General features: G+C 65.1%; 14 protein-coding genes. 3 read left to right on the top strand and 11 right to left on the bottom strand.

Going from position 1 to position 18,077, the window contains the following annotated elements; genetic code table 11:
• Positions 1-29: 29 nt before the first annotated feature.
• On the bottom strand, positions 30-1,649 hold the full coding sequence (gene aceB, locus HMI57_RS11820) for a malate synthase A (RefSeq protein ID WP_171586208.1): 1,620 nt from the start codon (positions 1,647-1,649) through the stop codon (positions 30-32).
• A gap of 109 nt (positions 1,650-1,758) precedes the next feature.
• Entirely contained in the window at positions 1,759-3,075 is a 1,317-nt protein-coding gene (aceA, locus tag HMI57_RS11815) for an isocitrate lyase (protein ID WP_171586207.1), read from the bottom strand.
• Between the two features lie 142 nt (positions 3,076-3,217).
• Here aceA and HMI57_RS11810 point away from each other — a divergent pair, with 142 nt between their 5' ends.
• A complete protein-coding gene (locus tag HMI57_RS11810; RefSeq protein WP_171586265.1) occupies positions 3,218-4,711 on the top strand; it encodes a helix-turn-helix domain-containing protein in 1,494 nt (497 codons plus the stop codon).
• A 34-nt stretch (positions 4,712-4,745) separates the two neighbouring features.
• Positions 4,746-5,222, top strand: coding sequence for a ribonuclease E activity regulator RraA (rraA, locus tag HMI57_RS11805; RefSeq protein ID WP_171586206.1), 477 nt, complete (start codon positions 4,746-4,748; stop codon positions 5,220-5,222).
• Between the two features lie 107 nt (positions 5,223-5,329).
• On the opposite strand, the gene HMI57_RS11800 is transcribed toward rraA, so the two are convergent.
• From HMI57_RS11800 to thiD, 4 genes are all read right to left on the bottom strand, one after another.
• Complete coding sequence (locus tag HMI57_RS11800; RefSeq protein ID WP_228721078.1) at positions 5,330-9,148, bottom strand: S8 family serine peptidase; 3,819 nt, start codon at positions 9,146-9,148, stop codon at positions 5,330-5,332.
• 374 nt (positions 9,149-9,522) lie between these two features.
• Complete coding sequence (locus HMI57_RS11795) at positions 9,523-10,512, bottom strand: glycosyltransferase family 2 protein (protein WP_171586204.1); 990 nt, start codon at positions 10,510-10,512, stop codon at positions 9,523-9,525.
• Positions 10,513-10,521: 9 nt separating this feature from the next.
• Entirely contained in the window at positions 10,522-12,021 is a 1,500-nt protein-coding gene (locus HMI57_RS11790) for a polysaccharide pyruvyl transferase family protein (RefSeq protein WP_171586203.1), read from the bottom strand.
• Positions 12,018-12,842 carry a bifunctional hydroxymethylpyrimidine kinase/phosphomethylpyrimidine kinase gene (gene thiD, locus HMI57_RS11785; RefSeq protein WP_171586202.1) on the bottom strand — a complete coding sequence of 275 codons (825 nt, stop codon included), beginning with the start codon at positions 12,840-12,842 and terminating at the stop codon, positions 12,018-12,020. Before thiD ends, HMI57_RS11790 begins: the two co-directional genes overlap by 4 nt.
• Before the next feature lie 147 nt (positions 12,843-12,989).
• Between thiD and HMI57_RS11780 the strand changes: the two genes are divergently transcribed.
• Entirely contained in the window at positions 12,990-13,703 is a 714-nt protein-coding gene (locus tag HMI57_RS11780; protein ID WP_171586201.1) for a queuosine precursor transporter, read from the top strand.
• A gap of 79 nt (positions 13,704-13,782) precedes the next feature.
• On the opposite strand, the gene HMI57_RS11775 is transcribed toward HMI57_RS11780, so the two are convergent.
• The 5 genes from HMI57_RS11775 to HMI57_RS11755 form a co-directional block, all read right to left on the bottom strand.
• Positions 13,783-14,154: a hypothetical protein gene (locus HMI57_RS11775; RefSeq protein ID WP_216607416.1), complete on the bottom strand. Its 372-nt coding sequence runs from the start codon at positions 14,152-14,154 to the stop codon at positions 13,783-13,785.
• Positions 14,155-14,408: 254 nt separating this feature from the next.
• Entirely contained in the window at positions 14,409-15,647 is a 1,239-nt protein-coding gene (gene tgt / locus HMI57_RS11770; protein WP_171586200.1) for a tRNA guanosine(34) transglycosylase Tgt, read from the bottom strand.
• Positions 15,648-15,666: 19 nt separating this feature from the next.
• Positions 15,667-16,482, bottom strand: coding sequence for an SRPBCC domain-containing protein (locus tag HMI57_RS11765; protein ID WP_171586199.1), 816 nt, complete (start codon positions 16,480-16,482; stop codon positions 15,667-15,669).
• A 48-nt stretch (positions 16,483-16,530) separates the two neighbouring features.
• Positions 16,531-17,382 carry a DUF6707 family protein gene (locus tag HMI57_RS11760; protein ID WP_171586198.1) on the bottom strand — a complete coding sequence of 284 codons (852 nt, stop codon included), beginning with the start codon at positions 17,380-17,382 and terminating at the stop codon, positions 16,531-16,533.
• Positions 17,383-17,385: 3 nt separating this feature from the next.
• Complete coding sequence (locus HMI57_RS11755) at positions 17,386-17,925, bottom strand: NUDIX hydrolase family protein (RefSeq protein WP_171586197.1); 540 nt, start codon at positions 17,923-17,925, stop codon at positions 17,386-17,388.
• Positions 17,926-18,077 lie beyond the last annotated feature (152 nt).

The following is an 18,077-nucleotide window of genomic DNA, read 5'->3' as shown; positions in this document are numbered from 1 at the left end:
CCGGGACCACCCCCGCGGTGGGCTGGCGGCTAGACGGCAGCCAGCTCCTGGCTCTCGTGCAGGTAGCGGGCGTAGGCCGGAACAGTGAGGAAAGTGGGGAACTCCTCGCCGAGCGCCACCTCTTCGAAGATGGCCCGGGCGTCATTAAACCGGTCACCGTCGAAGCGCTCCACCGCTTCGAATTCCTCCTCCAGCAGTTCAGCGACCCAGCTGTGGGTGATCAACTCGGCCTCGTCGGTGACGGCACCCGAGTAGATCCACTGCCAGATCTGCGACCGGGAGATCTCGGCCGTCGCCGCGTCCTCCATCAGGGAATTGATGGCCGCCGCCCCGTTGCCGCGCAGCCACGACTCGATGTAACGGACCCCCACCGCCAGGTTCTCGCGGATCCCGGCTTCGGTGATGACCCCCGGGGTTCCGGCGATGTGCAGCAGCGCCTTGTCATCGGGTACGACGTCGTCGCGCAGCTTCGTCAGCTGGTTCGGCTGGTCGCCGAGAACGGCGTCGAACACCTCCATGGCCACCGGAACCAGGTCAGGGTGCGCCACCCAGGAGCCGTCGAACCCGTCGTTGGCCTCCCGGGTCTTGTCTGCCCGCACCTTCTCCAGCGCGACGGCGTTGGCGGCCTCGTCGCGGCGGTTCGGAATGTTCGCTGCCATACCGCCGATCGCGTGGGCACCCCGGCGGTGGCAGATCCGGACCAGTTGCTCGGTGTAGGACCGCATAAACGGGGCGGTCATGGTCACCATTGACCGGTCCGGCAGGACAAAGCGGGGTCCTCTGGTCCTGAAGTTCTTGATTACCGAGAAGATGTAGTCCCAGCGGCCGGCGTTCAGGCCCGCGGCGTGTTCGCGCAGCTCGTAGAGGATCTCCTCCATTTCGAACGCCGCGGTGATGGTTTCGATCAGGACCGTCGCGCGGATGGTGCCCTGGGGGAGTCCCAGGAGTTGCTGGGCCTGAACGAAGATGTCGTTCCACAGCCGCGCCTCCAGATGGTTCTCGATCTTCGGCAGGTAGAAGTACGGTCCCCGCCCCTGGCTGATCAGAGTGCGCGCGTTGTGGAAAAAGTACAGGCCGAAGTCCACCAGCCCGCCGGCGATCGGCGTGTTATTGATCAGGAGGTGCTTTTCGGGCAGGTGCCAGCCGCGGGGGCGGACGACGATGGTGGGCCGGTCGGCGCCCAGCCGGTACTCCTTGCCTTCCGGGGACGTGAAGTCGATCCGTCCGGCCAGCGCGTCACGCAGGTTGAGCTGCCCGTTGATGACGTTGGACCAGCTGGGGGTGGACGAGTCCTCCATGTCGGCGAGCCACACCCTGGCGCCCGAGTTCAGGGCGTTGATGGTCATCTTGCGGTCCACCGGCCCCGTAATTTCCACCCGGCGGTCCTCCAGGCCGGGGGCGATCGGCGCTACTTTCCAGCCGTCGTCGTCCCTGATGTGTTTGGTCTCCGGCAGGAAGCGCGGGTCCATGCCGTTGGAGATCCGGGCGCGGGACTGTTGCCGCAGCTGCAGCAGCTCCTGCCGCCGACTGGCGGTCGCCTGGTGCAGCCGGCGCAGGAACTCGAGGGCCTCCGGGGTGAGGATTTCGTCCTGGCGGCGCACGGCCGGCGCCGTCAGGGTAACGCCGTTGAGGGTGATCAGTTCGTTCATGGTGTGCCTCCTGGAAAAGTGGGGCCCATGACCGGGCCAACAGAACTGGCGGGCTTCCGGGTGGAAGGTGGCTATTTCTGTTGACTCGGTCAAGGGTGGGGTCAAACGGTTAGTGGAACTGCTGTGCCTCGGTGGAGCCGGCCAGGGCAAGGGTGCTGCCGGTCGGGTTGAGGGCGGTGGCCACCTGGTCGAAGTAGCCGGTTCCCACTTCACGCTGGTGCTTCGTGGCGGTGTACCCGCGGGACTCGGCAGCGAATTCCCGCTCCTGCAGTTCGACGTAAGCGCTCATGCCATTGCGGGCGTAGCCTTCGGCGAGATCGAACATCGAGTAGTTCAGGGCGTGGAAGCCCGCCAGGGTGATGAACTGGAAGGTGAAGCCCATCGCGCCGAGCTCCCGCTGGAACTTGGCGATCGTCGAATCGTCGAGGTGCTTCTTCCAGTTGAACGACGGCGAGCAGTTGTACGCCAGCATCTGGTCGGGGTGTTCCGATTTGATGCCCTCAGCGAACTTTCGCGCCAGGTCGAGGTCCGGGGTGCCGGTCTCCATCCACAGCAGGTCCGCATAGGGTGCGTAGGCCCGGCCACGGGCGATGCAGGCCTCAAGGCCATTGCGGACCTTGTAGAAACCCTCAGGGGTGCGCTCACCGGTGATGAACGGCTGGTCACGTTCGTCCACGTCCGAGGTGATCAGGGTCGCGGCTTCCGCATCGGTGCGGGCCACTACCACCGACGGTGTCCCGGCGACGTCGGCGGCCAGCCGGGCAGCGTTGAGAGTGCGGACGTGCTGCTGCGTCGGAATGAGCACCTTCCCGCCGAGGTGCCCGCACTTCTTCTCGGAGGCCAGCTGATCCTCCCAGTGAACGCCCGCGGCGCCAGCCTGGATCATCGACTTCATCAGCTCGTAGGCGTTCAGCGGGCCACCGAAACCGGCTTCAGCGTCAGCGATGATGGGAACCAGGTAGTCCTCCACCGTCTGGACGCCCTCAGCAAAGTCGATTTGGTCGGCGCGGAGCAGTGCGTTGTTGATGCGGCGCACCACCGTTGGGACTGAGTTGGCAGGGTAGAGGGACTGATCCGGGTAGGTGTGACCGGAGTTGTTGGCATCCGCCGCTACCTGCCACCCGGACAGGTAGATGGCTTTGAGGCCCGCCTTGACCTGCTGCACCGCCTGGTTGCCGGTGAGTGCGCCCAGCGAGTGAGTGTACTCACCAGTGCGCGCCTGGTCCGTGAGCTGAGTCCAGAGCTTCTCGGCGCCGCGCCGGGCCAGCGTGTGCTCTTCCTGGACACGGCCGCGGAGGCGGACGACGTCGGCCGCCGAGTAATCCCGACGGACTGACTCCCAGCGCGGGTTGGCTGCCCATTCGAGTTCCAGTTCCCGCTCCGTCGAACCCTCGGTGGCGGATGGTGTGCTCTGGTCCTGTGTCATTGCATTCTCCTTTGAATTCCCGGTGCCGCTAGTGTCTTGGGCTTCGTAAAACCAACCTTTCTCGCATTTCAAGGGGCTTTCTAGAGAAAACCCCTGGCAAGAAATGCGATTCTTGGCGTAACCTCAACAAATGACGAAGATAATGCCCACTTCCACCTGGAACCGCCCCGGACCGGACCCGTCCGGCGCGGGATCGTCGGCAGCGCCCGCGGAACTGGACGTGATCAGTCTCGGGCGCCGGATCCGCCACCTCCGCAAAGCCCAGAGCATGACCCTCGATGACCTTGGGGCGCTGGTCGGGACGGTGGCCTCCCAGTTGTCGCTGATCGAGAACGGCAAACGGGAGCCCAAGCTGGGCATGTTGCAGGGGCTGGCTGCCGCCCTCGGCGTGGGGATCGACCAGCTGCTCGGTGCTGAACCGCCGACCCGCCGGGCCGCCCTGGAGATCGAGTTGGAGAGGGCCCAGCGGGGGCCGTTGTACGGGTCCCTGGGGTTGCCGAAGGTGCGCATCTCGTCCCGGCTGCCCATGGAGGTGCTCGAATCACTGGTGGGCCTCCAGGGCGAACTGGAGCGGCGCCTGAACGAGCAAGTCGCCACCCCGGAGGAGGCCAGGCGGGCCAACGCCGAGTTGCGGCGGGAAATGCGCCGGCAGAACAACTACTTTCCCGAGCTCGAGGCTGAAGCGCAGAAGGTCCTCGATTCGGTGGGACACACCACCGGACCCATGTCGCAGCACCTGATCGCTGACATCGCCGCCCACCTGGGGTTCACCCTGCACCACGTGGGGGACCTGCCGCACTCCACCCGGTCAGTCACCGATCTGAAGAACCGCCGGATTTACCTGACCCAGTCGCAGCGGACCGATCATGACCCGCGCTCCGTCCTGTTGCAGGCCCTGGGCCACTACGTGCTGGACCACCAGACACCCGAAAACTATCGCGAATTTCTGCGGCAGCGGGTCGCGACCAACTACTTCGCTGCGGCCCTGCTGCTCCCGGAGAAGCCAGCCGTCGAGTTCCTGCAGCGGTCCAAGGCGGCCAAGGAGATCGCCGTCGAGGACATCAGGGACGCCTTCGCGGTGTCCTACGAGACCGCCGCGCACCGGTTCACCAACCTGGCCACCGAGCATCTGGGCATTCCCACCCATTTTCAGAAGACCCATGAGAGCGGGATCATCTACAAGGCGTACGAGAACGACGGCGTCACCTTCCCCCAGGATCACACCGGGGCCATCGAGGGCCAACCGTCCTGTAAACGGTGGACCTCACGGGTGGTGTTCGAGGTTGCCGACAAGTTCCGTGCCTATAACCAGTACACCGACACCCCAAGCGGCACCTACTGGTGCACGGCGCGCACCGAGCGGTCAGCGGCCGGCGAGTTCTCGCTGAGCATCGGGGTGCCTTACGCGCATGTGAAGTGGTTTAGGGGCAGGGACACCCCCATCCGGGAGAAGTCCTTCTGCCCCGACGAGTCGTGCTGTCGGCGGCCGCCGTTGTCGTTGGCAGAGAACTGGGCGGGCCACGCGTGGCCCAGCGCCCGTGCACATTCGCATCTGTTGGCTGCAATGCCGCCCGGGGCGTTCCCCGGCGTCGACGAAACCGAGGTCTACACATTTCTCGAGGCCCACTCGGGCTGAGAAGGCACTATCCCCATCTAGCTCAGGAGGCACCATGGAAACCGCTACCGCAGACCTGTACGACGAGTTTGGAGAGTCAGTTCAATCCGTCCCCACCCAGTTTCAGGACCTGGGCCTGACGAGGGCCTTCAGTGGGAGGGTCAGGACCGTGAAGTGTCATCACGACAACGTGGTGCTCAAGGCGGTCCTCTCGACCCCCGGTACGGGTGACGTCCTCGTCGTCGATGGCGGTGGCTCACTGGAGCGTGCGCTGATGGGCGACATGATCGCCAAGATTGCGCTGGAGAACGGGTGGCACGGGGTGATCATCAACGGTGCCATCAGGGACCGGGCGGTGTTGGCGAACCTCCCCCTCGGGATCAAGGCGCTCGGCAGCAACCCCCGCAAAAGCACCAAGGAGGGGGCGGGGGACGTGGATGTGCCAGTCACCATCGGCGGAGTCGTTTTCACCCCCGGCGCCACCGTCTACGCCGATGAGGACGGCATCCTCGTCCAGGAACCGGCGCCGTAGCGCACCGCCTGCCGCTGGCGCTGCGTGCGGCCTGAAGACAAAAAAGTGGTGGCCACCCGTTTCCGGGTGGCCACCACTTTTTGGTGTCTAGCGTTTGCTAACCGTGGTTACGGGTTGCAGCCGCCGTTGTTCTCGGTGTAGCCATCGAGACGCTGGATGAAGGCTGCCATGGCGTCACGGGCGACTGGCTGAAGGCGCTTGTACTCGCCATCAGGGAAGCCGGTCGTGATGTTGTTCTCAGCCATCCAGGAGATCTCCCGGTGGAACTGATCGTTCACTGGAACATCCGGGAACGGTGCAACCTGGGGTGCATCGTAATCGGCTGCGTCCGCTATGCTGCAGTACTCGCCAGCGAAGCGGTTCATGAACGCGGCCATCGCGTCACGGTTGACGGGAGCCAACGGACGGAAGGTGCCGTCGCTGTAGCCCGTCGACAGACCGGTCTCGGCCATCCACGCCATCTCCTTGTAGAACTGGGTCTCAGGGGTGATGTCGGAGAATGGGGAGGTGGTGGGCTCTGCGAACGCAGGCTCACCGGCCAGGCGGTAGAGGAACGCCGCCATGGCATCGCGGTTGATCGAGGCGAGCGGACGGTAGGTGCCGTCCGGGTAGCCGGTGGTCAGACCCTGATCGGCGAGCCAGTTGATGGCCTCCTCGTGGAGGTTGCCCGCAACATCCGGGAACCGGAGCTCGTCAACCTGAATGTCGAGGATTTCATCCTTCAGACCCGTCGCGTTCTGGTGGTGAATGAACAGCGCGCGGGCATCGGTGACGCCTTCCTGACGGACGGCGCCGATGGCTGCACCCTCGGCGGCAATGTACACCGTGTCGGGGGTGACGCCAGTGAACCACAGCTCGGGCTCGGTGACGTTGAAGTCAATCCACTCGGTCTCATCGACCGGTCCGGCGGTGTTGCCATCCTCGTCCACGTTGAACGGGCTGGCGGTGGAGACGCGGTACTGGATCGGAGCGGAAGCGCTCAGGTCCAGGCCGAGGTCAGCTACCGGAACCGGCAGGGTGACGACGTTGGTGTCGAAGGTGTTGGTGTCCACGCTGCCGTCAACGCCGTTGGCGAAGTACAGGCTGTCGCCCTGGCCCAGTGAACCATCTTCGAGAACCGGTGCCACCTCGAACAGGATCATGTCCAGGTCGTCGATGCGCAGGGTGAGGACCACCATGTCAGCTTCGGTGTCGCCGTCGAGATCCAGTTCAACTGCTACCTGGCTGTTGCCGGCCAGCTGGGCCCAGTTCTGCCAGGTACTGATACCGAGGTTCAGGTAACCATCTTCTGCCTCGCCACCGGCTGCTACAACGGCGGGGACCGTTGATGCGGCACCGACGGAGCGCAGGTCGAGGGAGTACAGGGACTCCAGCGGACGCTCCTCAGCCCGGGGGCTTTCGGCGCCAAGAACCAGCGGGGTCACCAGCGAGGCGTAGAGGGAATCCTCGCCACCCTGCAGCAGTCCGCGTCCTTCGAGAGTGATCAGGCTCTCAAGGGTTGAAGCGTTCTCGAACAGGATCTGCGATCCAGCAGAGATCTCCGAGGTGGGCTTCGGTGCCGAGTAGACGGGAACACGCAGGGTGTTCACTTCACTCGCGAACTGCACGCGGCCCGAAACGTCGGCCAGGTACTGACGGGCGACACCGAGCTGGGTTTCCTCAGCGGCGGGGTCGATCGTCTTTGCCAGCGCGGCAGGATCATCGATGGTCAGCGTGACGTCGACGGTCGCCGTGCCGTTGGCTGGAACATCGAAGGCGTTGGTGAGCGTGCCCGGGGCGAGCACCTGTGGGGTCACAGTGATCTCGGCGCCTGGCATCGTTGACGCTTCCAGGTAGGAAGCGCTGTAGCGAATCACGTCATCCGACTTGTTCTCGACGGTGATCTGCTTGGTCATGGTCATGGCTTCGCTGCCCAGTTCCAGAACACCGAAGTTCACCGAAGTCAGTGACGGCTGTTCTGTTGCGTAGGCGAGGACCGGGGTGTCGAGTGCCAATACAGCGTCGACACGTCCGGAACCCACGCGGTTCGGGGCGTACTCGACGCCATCGGCTGTCACCAGATCGGCGATGGCCGTGTTCATGATCATCGACTTGATCTCGTACGGGTTGAAGTTGGTTTCCGCGAAGAGCAGTGCTGCGATGCCAGCCACGTGCGGGGCTGCCATCGAGGTGCCGCTCTTGACCGATGCACCGGTTCCCGTGCCCACCTGGACCGAGCCAGTGGATACGCCGGGAGCTGCTACGTCGGGCTTGACGACTCCGTTGGAGCCGTGCAGGCCGCGTGAGGAGAAAGCTGCCAGCGTGTCGAGTGCGTCGGAGCTGCCACCGGCAGTTGCTTGGTACTCGGAAGCGAGGCGGACCTCAAGGGTGCCGGCTTCTGCGGCTGGTTCGAGCTGCTCGGAGAACTCGGCGTTGAACTGAACGCCTGGGATGGTGGCGTTGCCGCCGATGCCTGCGTCGAAGACCGAGCGAGGCGAGTCGAGGACGATGCCTGCTCCGCCTGCGGCTTCAACGTTGTTGAAGCGAACGGTTGATCCGCAAGGGAACGCGCCGTCCTCTTCCCACTGCAGCCAGACCCATTCACCGTCAAAGGTGCCCGGGGCGAAGGGATCGCAACCGAACGCGTTGGCGGGGTCGGCCTTTACGACGGTACCGGTGAGCTCTTCCTCGGATGCGGTGGAGTAGTCGAAGTTGACACTGTACTGGCCGGCGGCCTGCCCGACGACGTCGTCCGGAGCGAGCACGTCGGCCCGGTCCAGGGTGATCTGCGAGCCGACGCTTGCAGCGACGGTCAGGGCTGACTCGGAGCTGCCGGGGGAGCCGCCGATGTCGTAGACGTCGCCGCTGTTGCCGGAGGAGACGACCGACAGGACGCCCTGGGCGGTCAGTGCGTTGACGATGTCGTTTTCAGGATCGTCATAGGCGGGGAATGCTGCGCCGAGTGACATGTTGACGACCTGTGCGCGGTCATCGAAGTTGCCGTCGCCGTTGGGGTCGAGCACGAAGTCGAGAGCTGATCCGACGACTGAACTGGAGCCCGTGCAGCCGAAGACGCGGAGTGCGACCAGCTGGGATTCGGGAGCCGAGCCTGGGCCGATCCGCATGGCGTTGACGGCGTCGGCATCGAGGGTGCCGTAGTCGCCGTCGAAGGTGGTTCCGTCGTCGTTCACACCGTAGCCGGAAGAGGTGCCAGCAACGTGGGAGCCGTGGCTCTGGCAGTCGAGGGGGTTGAGGTCCGGCTGAGGAATGTCATTGTTGGGGTCGTCGGCGTTGTAGTCGTCGCCCACCAGGTCATAGCCGCCCACGTACTTGGCAGCGTCGAAGAGAGCGGGATCAGGAACCAGGTCCGCCTGTGCCTGCTCGAAGGCCTCGATGGTTCCCGGTCCGCCGAAGCCGGAGTGGGTGTAGTCGAGTCCGGTGTCGAGGACGGCGATGGTGATGCCGTCGCCGGTCTGGTCGCGTGCCGTCCACGCATCAAGTGCGCGCGTGTCGATGTCCGCACCCTTGTTGGTGGTGGTCTTCGGCACGATACCGGTGATTTTCACAACGTCGGGGCGGGCAGCAAGTGCCTTGATTGCCTCGGCGTCACCCTGGATGGCAACACCCGGGATGGTGTTGGTGGTGGTGTAGAGCTGGGAGGCTGACGCCTCGGCTGCTACCTCATCTGCCTGAGCCTGGATGCCAGCCCTGATGTTCAGCACATCGCTGGTCCGATCAACCGGGGACTGGATGCCGTTGCGCACCTCTGCAGGCTGCGTCTGTTCGAAGGCGCCTTTTCCAGCGAACTGGACGTAGGCCGCTGTCGGTCCCGTCCGCTCCGCCAGGTCCCTGCTGACCTTGAGGTCGGGTACTGCCTGGAGCTCGATTCCTTCGGCTGTGGCCTCACCCGATGATGGTGATTCCAGTGCCGAAGCAGGCGCCCACATGCTGGAAGCCAGGACTAGGCCGGTTAGCGAAGCCAACACAGCCTTTCCTGTATTCCGGTGGTATGACTTGCTCATACTTCTCCTTAGTGAGGCTCAGTCATGGCCACCCGCTGAGACCTTTGATTAGCTCCCCGCAAGTACTGCTGACACGGCCGTGACAGATGTGAGTGACATTCCTGGTGTGAACAAGTTGCGTCAGCAGTAGTTGAACTGTGGATGCCGGACACCCGGCCCCCTCCACCCACACCACTTTTCTGTGTAGTGGGTCACAAGTCAACGGGTAGCACACAAAAAACTTAGTTAAGTTAGGCAATTTCCTGATAATTGCCTGAGAACAGCATCACGTCACATATTTGGTGACTAAAACCGCCGGGCTAGCGGCGCAGCGCGCGGTCTTTCAACCGACGATAACGACGCCGGAGCAGGGCGACGAGGCTGGCGTCGCTGACCGACTGCTCCAGAACCTGCACGCGGTCGGCGAGGTGACGATTCGTCTCGAGGATCTGCCGCAGCAGGTCCTCCGAGTAGTTCTGCCGTTGATGCAGATGATCGAATTCCCGCTGCTGGTAGGCCGTCTGATAGAGCACCGCACCCAGGCCTGACTGGCTGACGTGCTCCTTGAGGTGGTGTTCGCGGACACTCTGGTCCAGACGTTTGTGCTCGGAGTCCTCGACGATGACACTGTTACCCAGATCCCCGATGGCCTCCCGGCGCTGATTCCAGTAGGCCAGCGGATCCCCGTCGATAAATCCGAGGGTGTGTTGCTGGAGGAGGCGGAGCTGGAATTCCCAATCACCGACCACCGACAGGGATTCGTTGTAATAGCCGATCTGGTGGTGAATGGCGCGGCGGTACAACACCGAAATGGGAACGCAGCGGTTGTGCCGGATGGTGTCGAAAAGAGTGACCGCCTTCAGATCGGGCTGGAAAATCTCCCGGCTGACCTCCTCGATGGTCCCGTCGGTGATCCGCTCGAACACGATCTCGGTGCGCACTGCGACGCCCGCGTCATCGTGCCGGGCCAGGTAGGCGAGGGTGCGCTCAAGGAACGTCGGGTGCCACTCGTCGTCGTCGTCGTGAATGGCGATGTACTCGGAGTCCGACGCCCGGATACCGGCGTTGGAGGCAGCCTCCATCCCCAGGGACGTGTCGTGGTGGATGACCTGCACCCGGTCGCCGAGCCGTGCGCGGTACCGTTCCACGACCGGGTCCACTTCGGAGCGGTCCCCGCCGTCATTGACGACGACGACGGTCCAGTCAGTGACCGTCTGCTGGAGGACGTCCCGCAGGGCTCGGTCCAGCAGCAGCGAACGGTTGCGGGACCGCATGATGATGGCTACTGATGGCGGGGGTGAAGTCGGCACTGACGGTCCTTAGGGGTTCCGGCGCGGGCGCAGCCGCGTTCGTAATGAGGCGAGCTTGCGGACCAGGGCGAAGCTGCTGGAGTTGAACCAACCCTGCAGTTCGGCCCGGGCGGCGGATGCTTGGCCCTCGAGGTCCTCGGTGGCCTTCCGCAGTTCTCCGAGCTCGGCGGACATGGGGAGGAAGACCACCCGGGCGGCGTCGGCGTCAGCCGCCCAGGACCCGTCCGCCAGCAGTCGGGGCGCTGGGGCTGGCGTCGGGGCTTCGACTGGCGTTCCCTGCAGGGCCCGGACAACCAGATCCCACCAGGCGGCGGAGTCCGCTACCTTCCGGGGACGGAGGGAATGCACGTGGGTGGCGGTCTCGTCGCGGCGGTCCCACACCTCGTGGATGGCTGCCCCGAGAGATCCGGCCAGGAGGGATGGCAACGGCAGCGTGAAGTCGCCCAGACCCCAGTTGGCCATCGCCCCGCGCAGCCGGACATCGCTGTACTCGTCGAGCGACAGGGCGACTGTCGGAACGCCGCCGTCGAGCGCAAATACCACCGGGTGGTAGCGGGAGGTGATGACCAGCGCCGCCCGAGCGGTCAGGGCTGCCGTGTCGCGGGCGGACGCGATGTGCCTCGACTCGACCCGGGCGGTCATTGCCGCCGCGATCTCGGCGTGCAGGGTTTCGTCGACACCGCCCTCGCCCTCCACTGCCATATGGGGCAGCAGCAGGACGGGCAACCCGGAAAGCTCAGCGGCATCGTCAAGGGTCTTCGCCGCCGCGGCCACGAACTGATCGCGTGGGCAAGCTCCGGTGCTTCCCGAAAAGGTCCCCACCAGGTAGGAGCCAGCTGCCGGCACGGAGTCAGCTGTGGCTGGGGCTGAAGTCCCAGGGGCTGGTGCGGCGTCGGCCGTGGTGTCCAAGGACGTGCTGGCGAGGAATGACGCGTCATCGAGGCAGGGGACCACCGCAGGGCCCGCGAGGGTGCGGCCCAGAGTCAGCGAACTGTCCTCCCGTGCACCCACCAGCGCGGCGCGGGAAAGCATGCGTGCCGCGACGTCGCGGTCGGCACCGTAGAGGAGGGGACCGATGGTCTGGCCAGCAATCACCACGGTCTTTCCCAGGTGGTGGGCAATCTCGACGACCGCCGCCCGCTCGTACAGCAGCCAGCCGTACACCGAGTTCATGTTGCCCCCGCCAGCGATCAGCACGGCATCGCAGCCGCGGAGCGTCTCGATGAGGGGGTGCACCTGGTCGTCAGGGGCGAGACCGTGCGCCTCGCCCGCCAGGAAGGACCGGATGTCGGCCAGGTATCGCTGGTAGTCCGCGTACGGCCACGGGAATTCGATCGTCGGGGCGGCGTCAGTACCGAACCGCGCGGTGGTGTCCTCGACGTTCCGGCTCAGCAGCACAACGTCGTTGACGCCCCGGGCGGCGAGTTCGTCGACGGCGGCATGGGTCATCGCGTCATCGCCTACATGGTAGACGTGCTGTCCGATGTCGCCCAGGATGGCAACCCTCATGCGGAGGTCCCGGCGGCGCCGCCCTGCCAGACGGCGTCGAATGGTGCGTGCGAGGAGAGCCGGTTCTGGATGGCCCTGGTGACAAACGCTTTGGCGGTGCGGGCGGCGTCCAGCGGGGTGGCGCCCTTGGACAGTTCTGCGGCGATGGCCGCAGCGAGGGTGCAGCCCGCGCCGCTCACCGCCACCTCGCCCACCTTCGGGGCGCTCAGCAGTTCGAGGGTGGTGCCGTCGTAGAACACGTCGACGGCGTTCTCGCCTTCCAACCGGATGCCGCCCTTGGCGACAACGACCGCGCCGCTGAGCTGGTGAATCCGTTTGGCCGCCTCTTGCAGATCCTCAATGCTGTTGATGGACATGCCGGAGAGCGATTCGGCTTCGAAGTGGTTGGGGGTGACAACACTCGCCAGGGGGAGGATGTGTGCCTTCAGCGCCTGATCAGTGTCGAGTGCGGCACCCGGCTCCTGCCCTTTGCAGATCAGCACCGGGTCCAGCACGATGTTCCGCCACGGCTGCGACTTCAGCGCCGTGGCGACGGTGTCGATGGTGGCCGGGGTGCCGAGCATCCCGATCTTGACGGTCTCCAGCGGGTAACAGGTCTGCACCGCTTCCAGCTGGTCGGCGATGACCTGTGGCTCCACCGGGACGAACCGGTGATTCCAGTTGTCCTTGGGATCGAACGACACAATGCAGGTCAGGGCTGCGACGCCGTACACCCCCAGCTCCTGGAAGGTCTTCAGATCTGCCTGGGCTCCGGCGCCGCCGGTGGCTTCGGATCCGGCGATGGTGAGCGTCACGGCTGGGGCAGGGAAAGTTTTGGACATTTGTACAGTCTGCCCATTTTCTGTCGGGGCGGCCAGTTCGGGGCGCTTCAGCAGACCGTGGCAGAATTGAACTGTCCGGGGGCAGCCGGGCATCAGTGCTAATACAGCGGACCTATAAAGCGTCCGCGAACCACTTCGATGAATGAGATGACGTTGACTCAACTGCAGGAAAAAACCCGCGCCAAATTTGCCTCCTCCGGGAGTACCTACTTCGCCATCATGCTGGCAGCGCTCGCCGTCCTCGTGATTCTGTCCAACATCGGAGCGTCCAAGGGCGTGGTGATCGGTCCGATCGTGGGTGATTTCAGCATCATCACCGATGGCGGGTTCTTCCTCTTCCCGTTGGCCTACATTCTGGGCGATGTGATCAGCGAGGTGTACGGGTTCAAGGCCGCACGCCTGGCAATCATCGTGACGTTCGTCCTGTCGGCCTTCGCGTCGCTCTGCTACCTGATCATCATCGCGCTTCCCGGATTTGACGACGACTTCGGCACTTCGAAGCAGGCCGCCCTTGAGGGTGCGCTCGGACCGGTGCCGCTGATTGTCCTGGCCTCACTACTTGCGTTCGCTGTGGGGCAAACCCTCAACGCCTGGGTGCTGGTCCGGATGAAAGCCCGGTTCGGGGAGCGGGGTCTGGTGGGCCGCCTGCTCGGTTCGACGGTGGTCGGCGAGTTCGCCGACACCCTGATTTTCTGCGCCATTGCCGCGTCGGTCATCGGCATCACCACCTTCGGCGGGTTCCTGAACTACCTGCTGTTCGGCTTCCTTTACAAGACCCTGATTGAGGTCCTGTTTGTTCCAGTCACCGCGATGGTGATCCGCTGGATCAAACGGCGCGAACCGAGCTACGCCGCGTCCTGACCCGCTGCCCACCTGGGCAGCACCGCCGGAAAAGTGCCGGAGCCGCAGACGAGTGGTGGGGCGGCCACTCGTCTGCGGGTCAAGCACTTTTCCGGTGGAGCTGGCTGGCCCGCTGCAAGGCGGAGGCAATCCGTCGCCGGAGCTCGGCCTCCCGAAACAGGTCGCCCCATTCAATGCGAATGAACTGCCAGCCGCCCTCCATCAGCGCCTTCTCCCGGCGGCGCTCCTCGAAGAGCTCCTGGTTGGTCGGCGCGTACGCGAAGTATTTGATCCGGCCGTCGAACTCGAGGGCCAGGAGTAACTGGCGCCAGGCAAAGTCCAGCCGATGGTTGCCATGCCTGGTTCGGACCAGCCGCGCCACCTGCCGACCGCTGATCAACCGGTCACCAAGTTCCGCGGCGGTCCAGGGAGTCTCGGATTCCGTTAGCCAGAGTGGGCGCTGGGTGTTCATGCAGCCAGCATGCGCCGGTCCTGATCCGAGTGGTCCGACGGGTCCCGGAATGTGGACAACTCTGCGCGGTGGGAGGCTGTGGAGGACCAGTGGGGCCGCGTCCGTGCCGTCGGAAGGCTCACGGCGGGGCGGTTGTCAGGGAGGAAAGTGCTGCCCGGGCAGGATTGCCGTTGCCTGCCCACTTATCTGCACGCCGACCACTTTCCTGTGACGGAGCCTGCACGCCGACCACTTTCCTGGGGCGGAGCCTGCAGCTAGGCGTAGTAGCGGCCCAGCACCTCCGCCTTGAAGTCGAAGAAGGTGCCGTCCTCGATGGCGTCGCGGGCGTCGTCGACCAGCTTCACGATGAAGCGTTCGTTGTGGATAGAGATGAGGGTGGCCGAGACCATTTCCTTGGCCTTGAACAGGTGGTGGATGTAGGCACGGGTGTAGCTGGTGCAGGTGTAGCAATCGCACCCGTCCACCAGTGGGGTGAAGTCCTTCTTGAAGCGGGCATTGGACAGGTTCCACCGTCCGTCGGGGGTGTAGAACGCCGAGTTGCGGGCGACGCGGGTGGGGGAGACGCAGTCGAAGGTGTCGGCCCCGTTCTCAATCCCCGTGAAAAGGTCATCCGGCTCCGATATCCCGAGCAGGTGCCGCGGCTTGTCTTCCGGCAGTTCGTCAGCGCACCAGCCCAGGATCGTCCCCAGGTTTTCCTTCTCCAGTGCTCCGCCGATGCCGAACCCGTCGAAGTTCATGCCACCAAGGTCGCGGGAGGCCTTCCGGCGAAGATCCTCATACTGGGCGCCCTGGATGACGCCGAACAGCGCCTGGTATGGCTTCCCGACACGCTCTTCGGTCAACCGGTCGTGTTCGGCCAGGCAGCGCTCGGCCCACAGGCGGGTGCGCTCCAGGGATTCCTCCTGGTAGCCACGGGAGTTCATCAGGGTGGTGAGCTCATCGAACGCGAACATGATGTCGGCGCCGAGCTGGTGTTGTACCCGCATCGAAATCTCGGGGGTAAACCGGTGCCGGTCTCCGTTGAGGTGGGACTTGAACCACACGCCGTCGTCGTCAATGTGGGCGAGCCGCTCCTTCCCGGCGGCCACCGCATGGTCGGAACTGCCGGCGTCGGCGACGTTCATGGTGATCACCTTCTTGAACCCCGAGCCCAGGCTCATCACCTGGAAACCACCGGAGTCGGTGAACGTGGGCCCGTCCCAGTTCATGAAGCGGCCCAGCCCGCCCGCCTCGTCAAGGACTTCCGGACCGGGCTGCAGGTACAGATGGTAGGCGTTCGCCAGCAGGGCCTGCGCGCCGAGGTCCTTCATGGACTCGGGGAGTACCGCCTTGACTGAAGCCTTTGTGCCAACGGCGATGAACGCGGGTGTGCGTATTTCCCCGTGAGGGGTGGTGATGGTGCCCGTGCGTCCGTGCAGCGGTCCGCCGGTGGGGTCGCTCAGGCGCTGGTCGACGGTGAAGGAGAACGAGGATTGCTGCGTATCAGTTGGCACCAACCCATTTTGCCAGCATTTACGGGGCCGCCTTGCCCCTGCGGACGAGGGTGGAGGTGACCAGCGGGTCGGCGTTGGGGTAGTGGTCGCGACGCACGGCTTCCCATCCGTCCCAAACCTCGTGCAGGGCCCTGGCGCCCAGCTCGTAGGTCGAAGCGATCACCATGGCCGAAGGTTCGTCACGGACGCCGTCGGTCAGCGGCTGCTCGGCAAGGATCAGGAGCCCGTCACCGTGCTCGGCGTACTGCGCGACGGTGAGCCCGAGCTGGCGTTCTGTCCTGAACCACACCCTGCCGGTGAGTTCCTGCCCGCCGGGCAGGGTCAGGGCGTAGGAGTCGCCGGGGTCACCCACAGCGGCGGCCCCCACCCGATCCGCGATGGCCAGCCCGTCAGCGGGGCTTCCGGAGAAGAAGGCGGTGTGACGGTTGGTGTTGGGGTGGCGTTCCAACGCGAACCGCAGCTGCTGAAGGAAGGAGATCCAGCCCTCGGTGATGTCCTCGTACCAGTCCGACAGGTCCGACCCGGGTTCTGGCCGGCCCCGTTCAAGGGTCACCTCGGTGCCGTCCGGGCCGGGCGTCAACCGGAAGGTGTCGCCGTCCTCAAGGGTCAGCGAGAGGTGGTCGGGGCCCTCAGCGACACCGGGGGAGAAGTAGATGAGCCGGATTTCCTCCGCCAGGCCGTCGTAGTCCCAGCCGTGCCATTGCGCGACTTTCGCCGGTTCGCGGAGCATTACCCAGACCTGGCGGGCATCCGCGTTGATGTGGACACTCAGCGGATTGGCGCCGCCACCGGAATCGGTGTCGACGCCCGCTGCGGGGGCTGATGAGTGATTCATGGCGTCACTCTACTCCCGCGGGTGTTACCGCTCCAGAGCGAAAAAAGCCTACAGTGCGCGGATTGCGACCAGTTCGTTGTGGATCCGTCGGGCCAGCTCATCGGCAGTCAACGTCTCCGACCCGCCGTGCGAGCGCAGGTACAGGAGGACGGTGAGGCGAACCACCCGCCAGTCCTTCTCGGCCCTCGTGTCACCGGCCGCAGCGGCCCGGTTGATCTCCGGATCGTAGAGGTTCGGCGCGTTGAGCTGGCGCTGCCGGACGGCGGCCGCGAGCTTGGCCTTCAGCGGATCGGTTTCGGCGTCGTCGGCGGTCCGCAGCGACGCCGAGTAGGCGTCCGCGCGGTCCGCGTCGCCGTCGTCGAAGGCCAGATACGACGCAAGCGCGAGCGCTCCCTCAATCCACTTCCAGCGGCCGAAGTTGCCGTCGAAGGGCAGCTCGGTGAGCAGGTCGCAGACCCGCCGGGCGTTGGCGGCGTCAGCGAAATCCACCAGGAGGCTCAACGCGAGGTCGTGCACGTCCTGAAGGTTGCTCCCCGACTTGAAGTTCATTCCGCGGGTGAGGCGTTCAGCAATGCCCTGCAGGTGCTCGCTTTCGGGATGCACCGACACGACATGCGCGATAACGGCCTCGGGTGTGCCGTCCTGGGCAGGGATGGACCCAGCGGCGACCTCACGCTCGTCGACGGCAACCTGCACCTGCGACCCCGTGGCTATCCGCAGGGTCTGTCCTGAATCGAGCGTCGCGACGACGACAGCGGGAGTCCCGTAGTCATCAGTCTCGATGACGGTTTCGACCACTTCGGCCGCCTCAGTGCCAGCGGGACCAATGATGTGGTGACCGGCGGCGACGGCCTCGGCGTTGAGCCGACGCACCCGCGTCGGTTTCCGGGATTCGATCACCGCCTAGCGTCCCCAACCGGCGTAGGCCAGTGCCTGCCGGAGCAGCCCGCCGCGTCCGCCGGAGAACTCGGCTTGCACCCCGGGGCTTAACGCCTCATCGGGGGTCATCCAGGAGAGCTCGAGTGCGTCCTGCCGTGGCTGACATTCGCCGGTGACGGGAATCAGGTAGGCGAGGGCGACGGCGTGCTGTCGGTCGTCGGTCATCCCGGTTTCGGACGGCGACGGGAAATACTCGGCGACAGTGAAAGGGACCGGGCACGGCGGCAGCTGCGGGAGGGCAAACGGGCCCAGGTCCTTCTCCAGATGGCGGACCAGGGCGGCGCGAATGGTCTCCCGATACATGACCCGGCCGGAGACGAACGTCCTGACCATCTCGCCCTGGTCGTTGGCCTGCAGCAGCAGGCCCACCTCGGTCACATAGCCGAGTGAGTCGCAGCGCACCGGAATGGCCTCCACGTACACCATGGGCAGGCGGCGGCGGGCTTCGTAGAGGTCATCTTCCGAAAGCCACCCGGGATTGGGGTCTGGGGTGCGAACGTTCATACCTTTGTTTTATAGCAGACACGGGCGCGACGGCGGACGGCGCGCTGCGCTTCGGCCATTGGCTGAATCTGGTGACACGTCCGCAACCTCCCGCAGCAGGGTGCCTCGGGGTGCTGGCGGGGCCATCGCCGGGTTAGCCCGGCGAGCATCGC

The organism is Arthrobacter sp. 260 (genome assembly GCF_013116745.1).
In the GTDB taxonomy this organism is placed as follows: Bacteria; Actinomycetota; Actinomycetes; order Actinomycetales; family Micrococcaceae; genus Arthrobacter_D.
The sequence above is the reverse complement of the archived record's forward strand: the minus strand, read 5'-3'. Positions and strand labels throughout refer to the sequence as shown.

What these genes read in the sequence shown, in the direction of transcription:
- aceB (WP_171586208.1), bottom strand. Translation starts at nt 1,649, where the DNA reads ATGAACGAACTGATCACCCTCAACGGCGTTACCCTGACGGCGCCGGCC.
- HMI57_RS11765 (WP_171586199.1), bottom strand. Translation starts at nt 16,482, where the DNA reads ATGAATCACTCATCAGCCCCCGCAGCGGGCGTCGACACCGATTCCGGT.
- thiD (WP_171586202.1), bottom strand. Translation starts at nt 12,842, where the DNA reads ATGTCCAAAACTTTCCCTGCCCCAGCCGTGACGCTCACCATCGCCGGA.
- HMI57_RS11810 (WP_171586265.1), top strand. Translation starts at nt 3,218, where the DNA reads ATGCCCACTTCCACCTGGAACCGCCCCGGACCGGACCCGTCCGGCGCG.
- HMI57_RS11790 (WP_171586203.1), bottom strand. Translation starts at nt 12,021, where the DNA reads ATGAGGGTTGCCATCCTGGGCGACATCGGACAGCACGTCTACCATGTA.
- HMI57_RS11755 (WP_171586197.1), bottom strand. Translation starts at nt 17,925, where the DNA reads ATGAACGTTCGCACCCCAGACCCCAATCCCGGGTGGCTTTCGGAAGAT.
- HMI57_RS11775 (WP_216607416.1), bottom strand. Translation starts at nt 14,154, where the DNA reads ATGAACACCCAGCGCCCACTCTGGCTAACGGAATCCGAGACTCCCTGG.
- aceA (WP_171586207.1), bottom strand. Translation starts at nt 3,075, where the DNA reads ATGACACAGGACCAGAGCACACCATCCGCCACCGAGGGTTCGACGGAG.
- HMI57_RS11780 (WP_171586201.1), top strand. Translation starts at nt 12,990, where the DNA reads ATGACGTTGACTCAACTGCAGGAAAAAACCCGCGCCAAATTTGCCTCC.
- rraA (WP_171586206.1), top strand. Translation starts at nt 4,746, where the DNA reads ATGGAAACCGCTACCGCAGACCTGTACGACGAGTTTGGAGAGTCAGTT.
- HMI57_RS11800 (WP_228721078.1), bottom strand. Translation starts at nt 9,148, where the DNA reads ATGTGGGCGCCTGCTTCGGCACTGGAATCACCATCATCGGGTGAGGCC.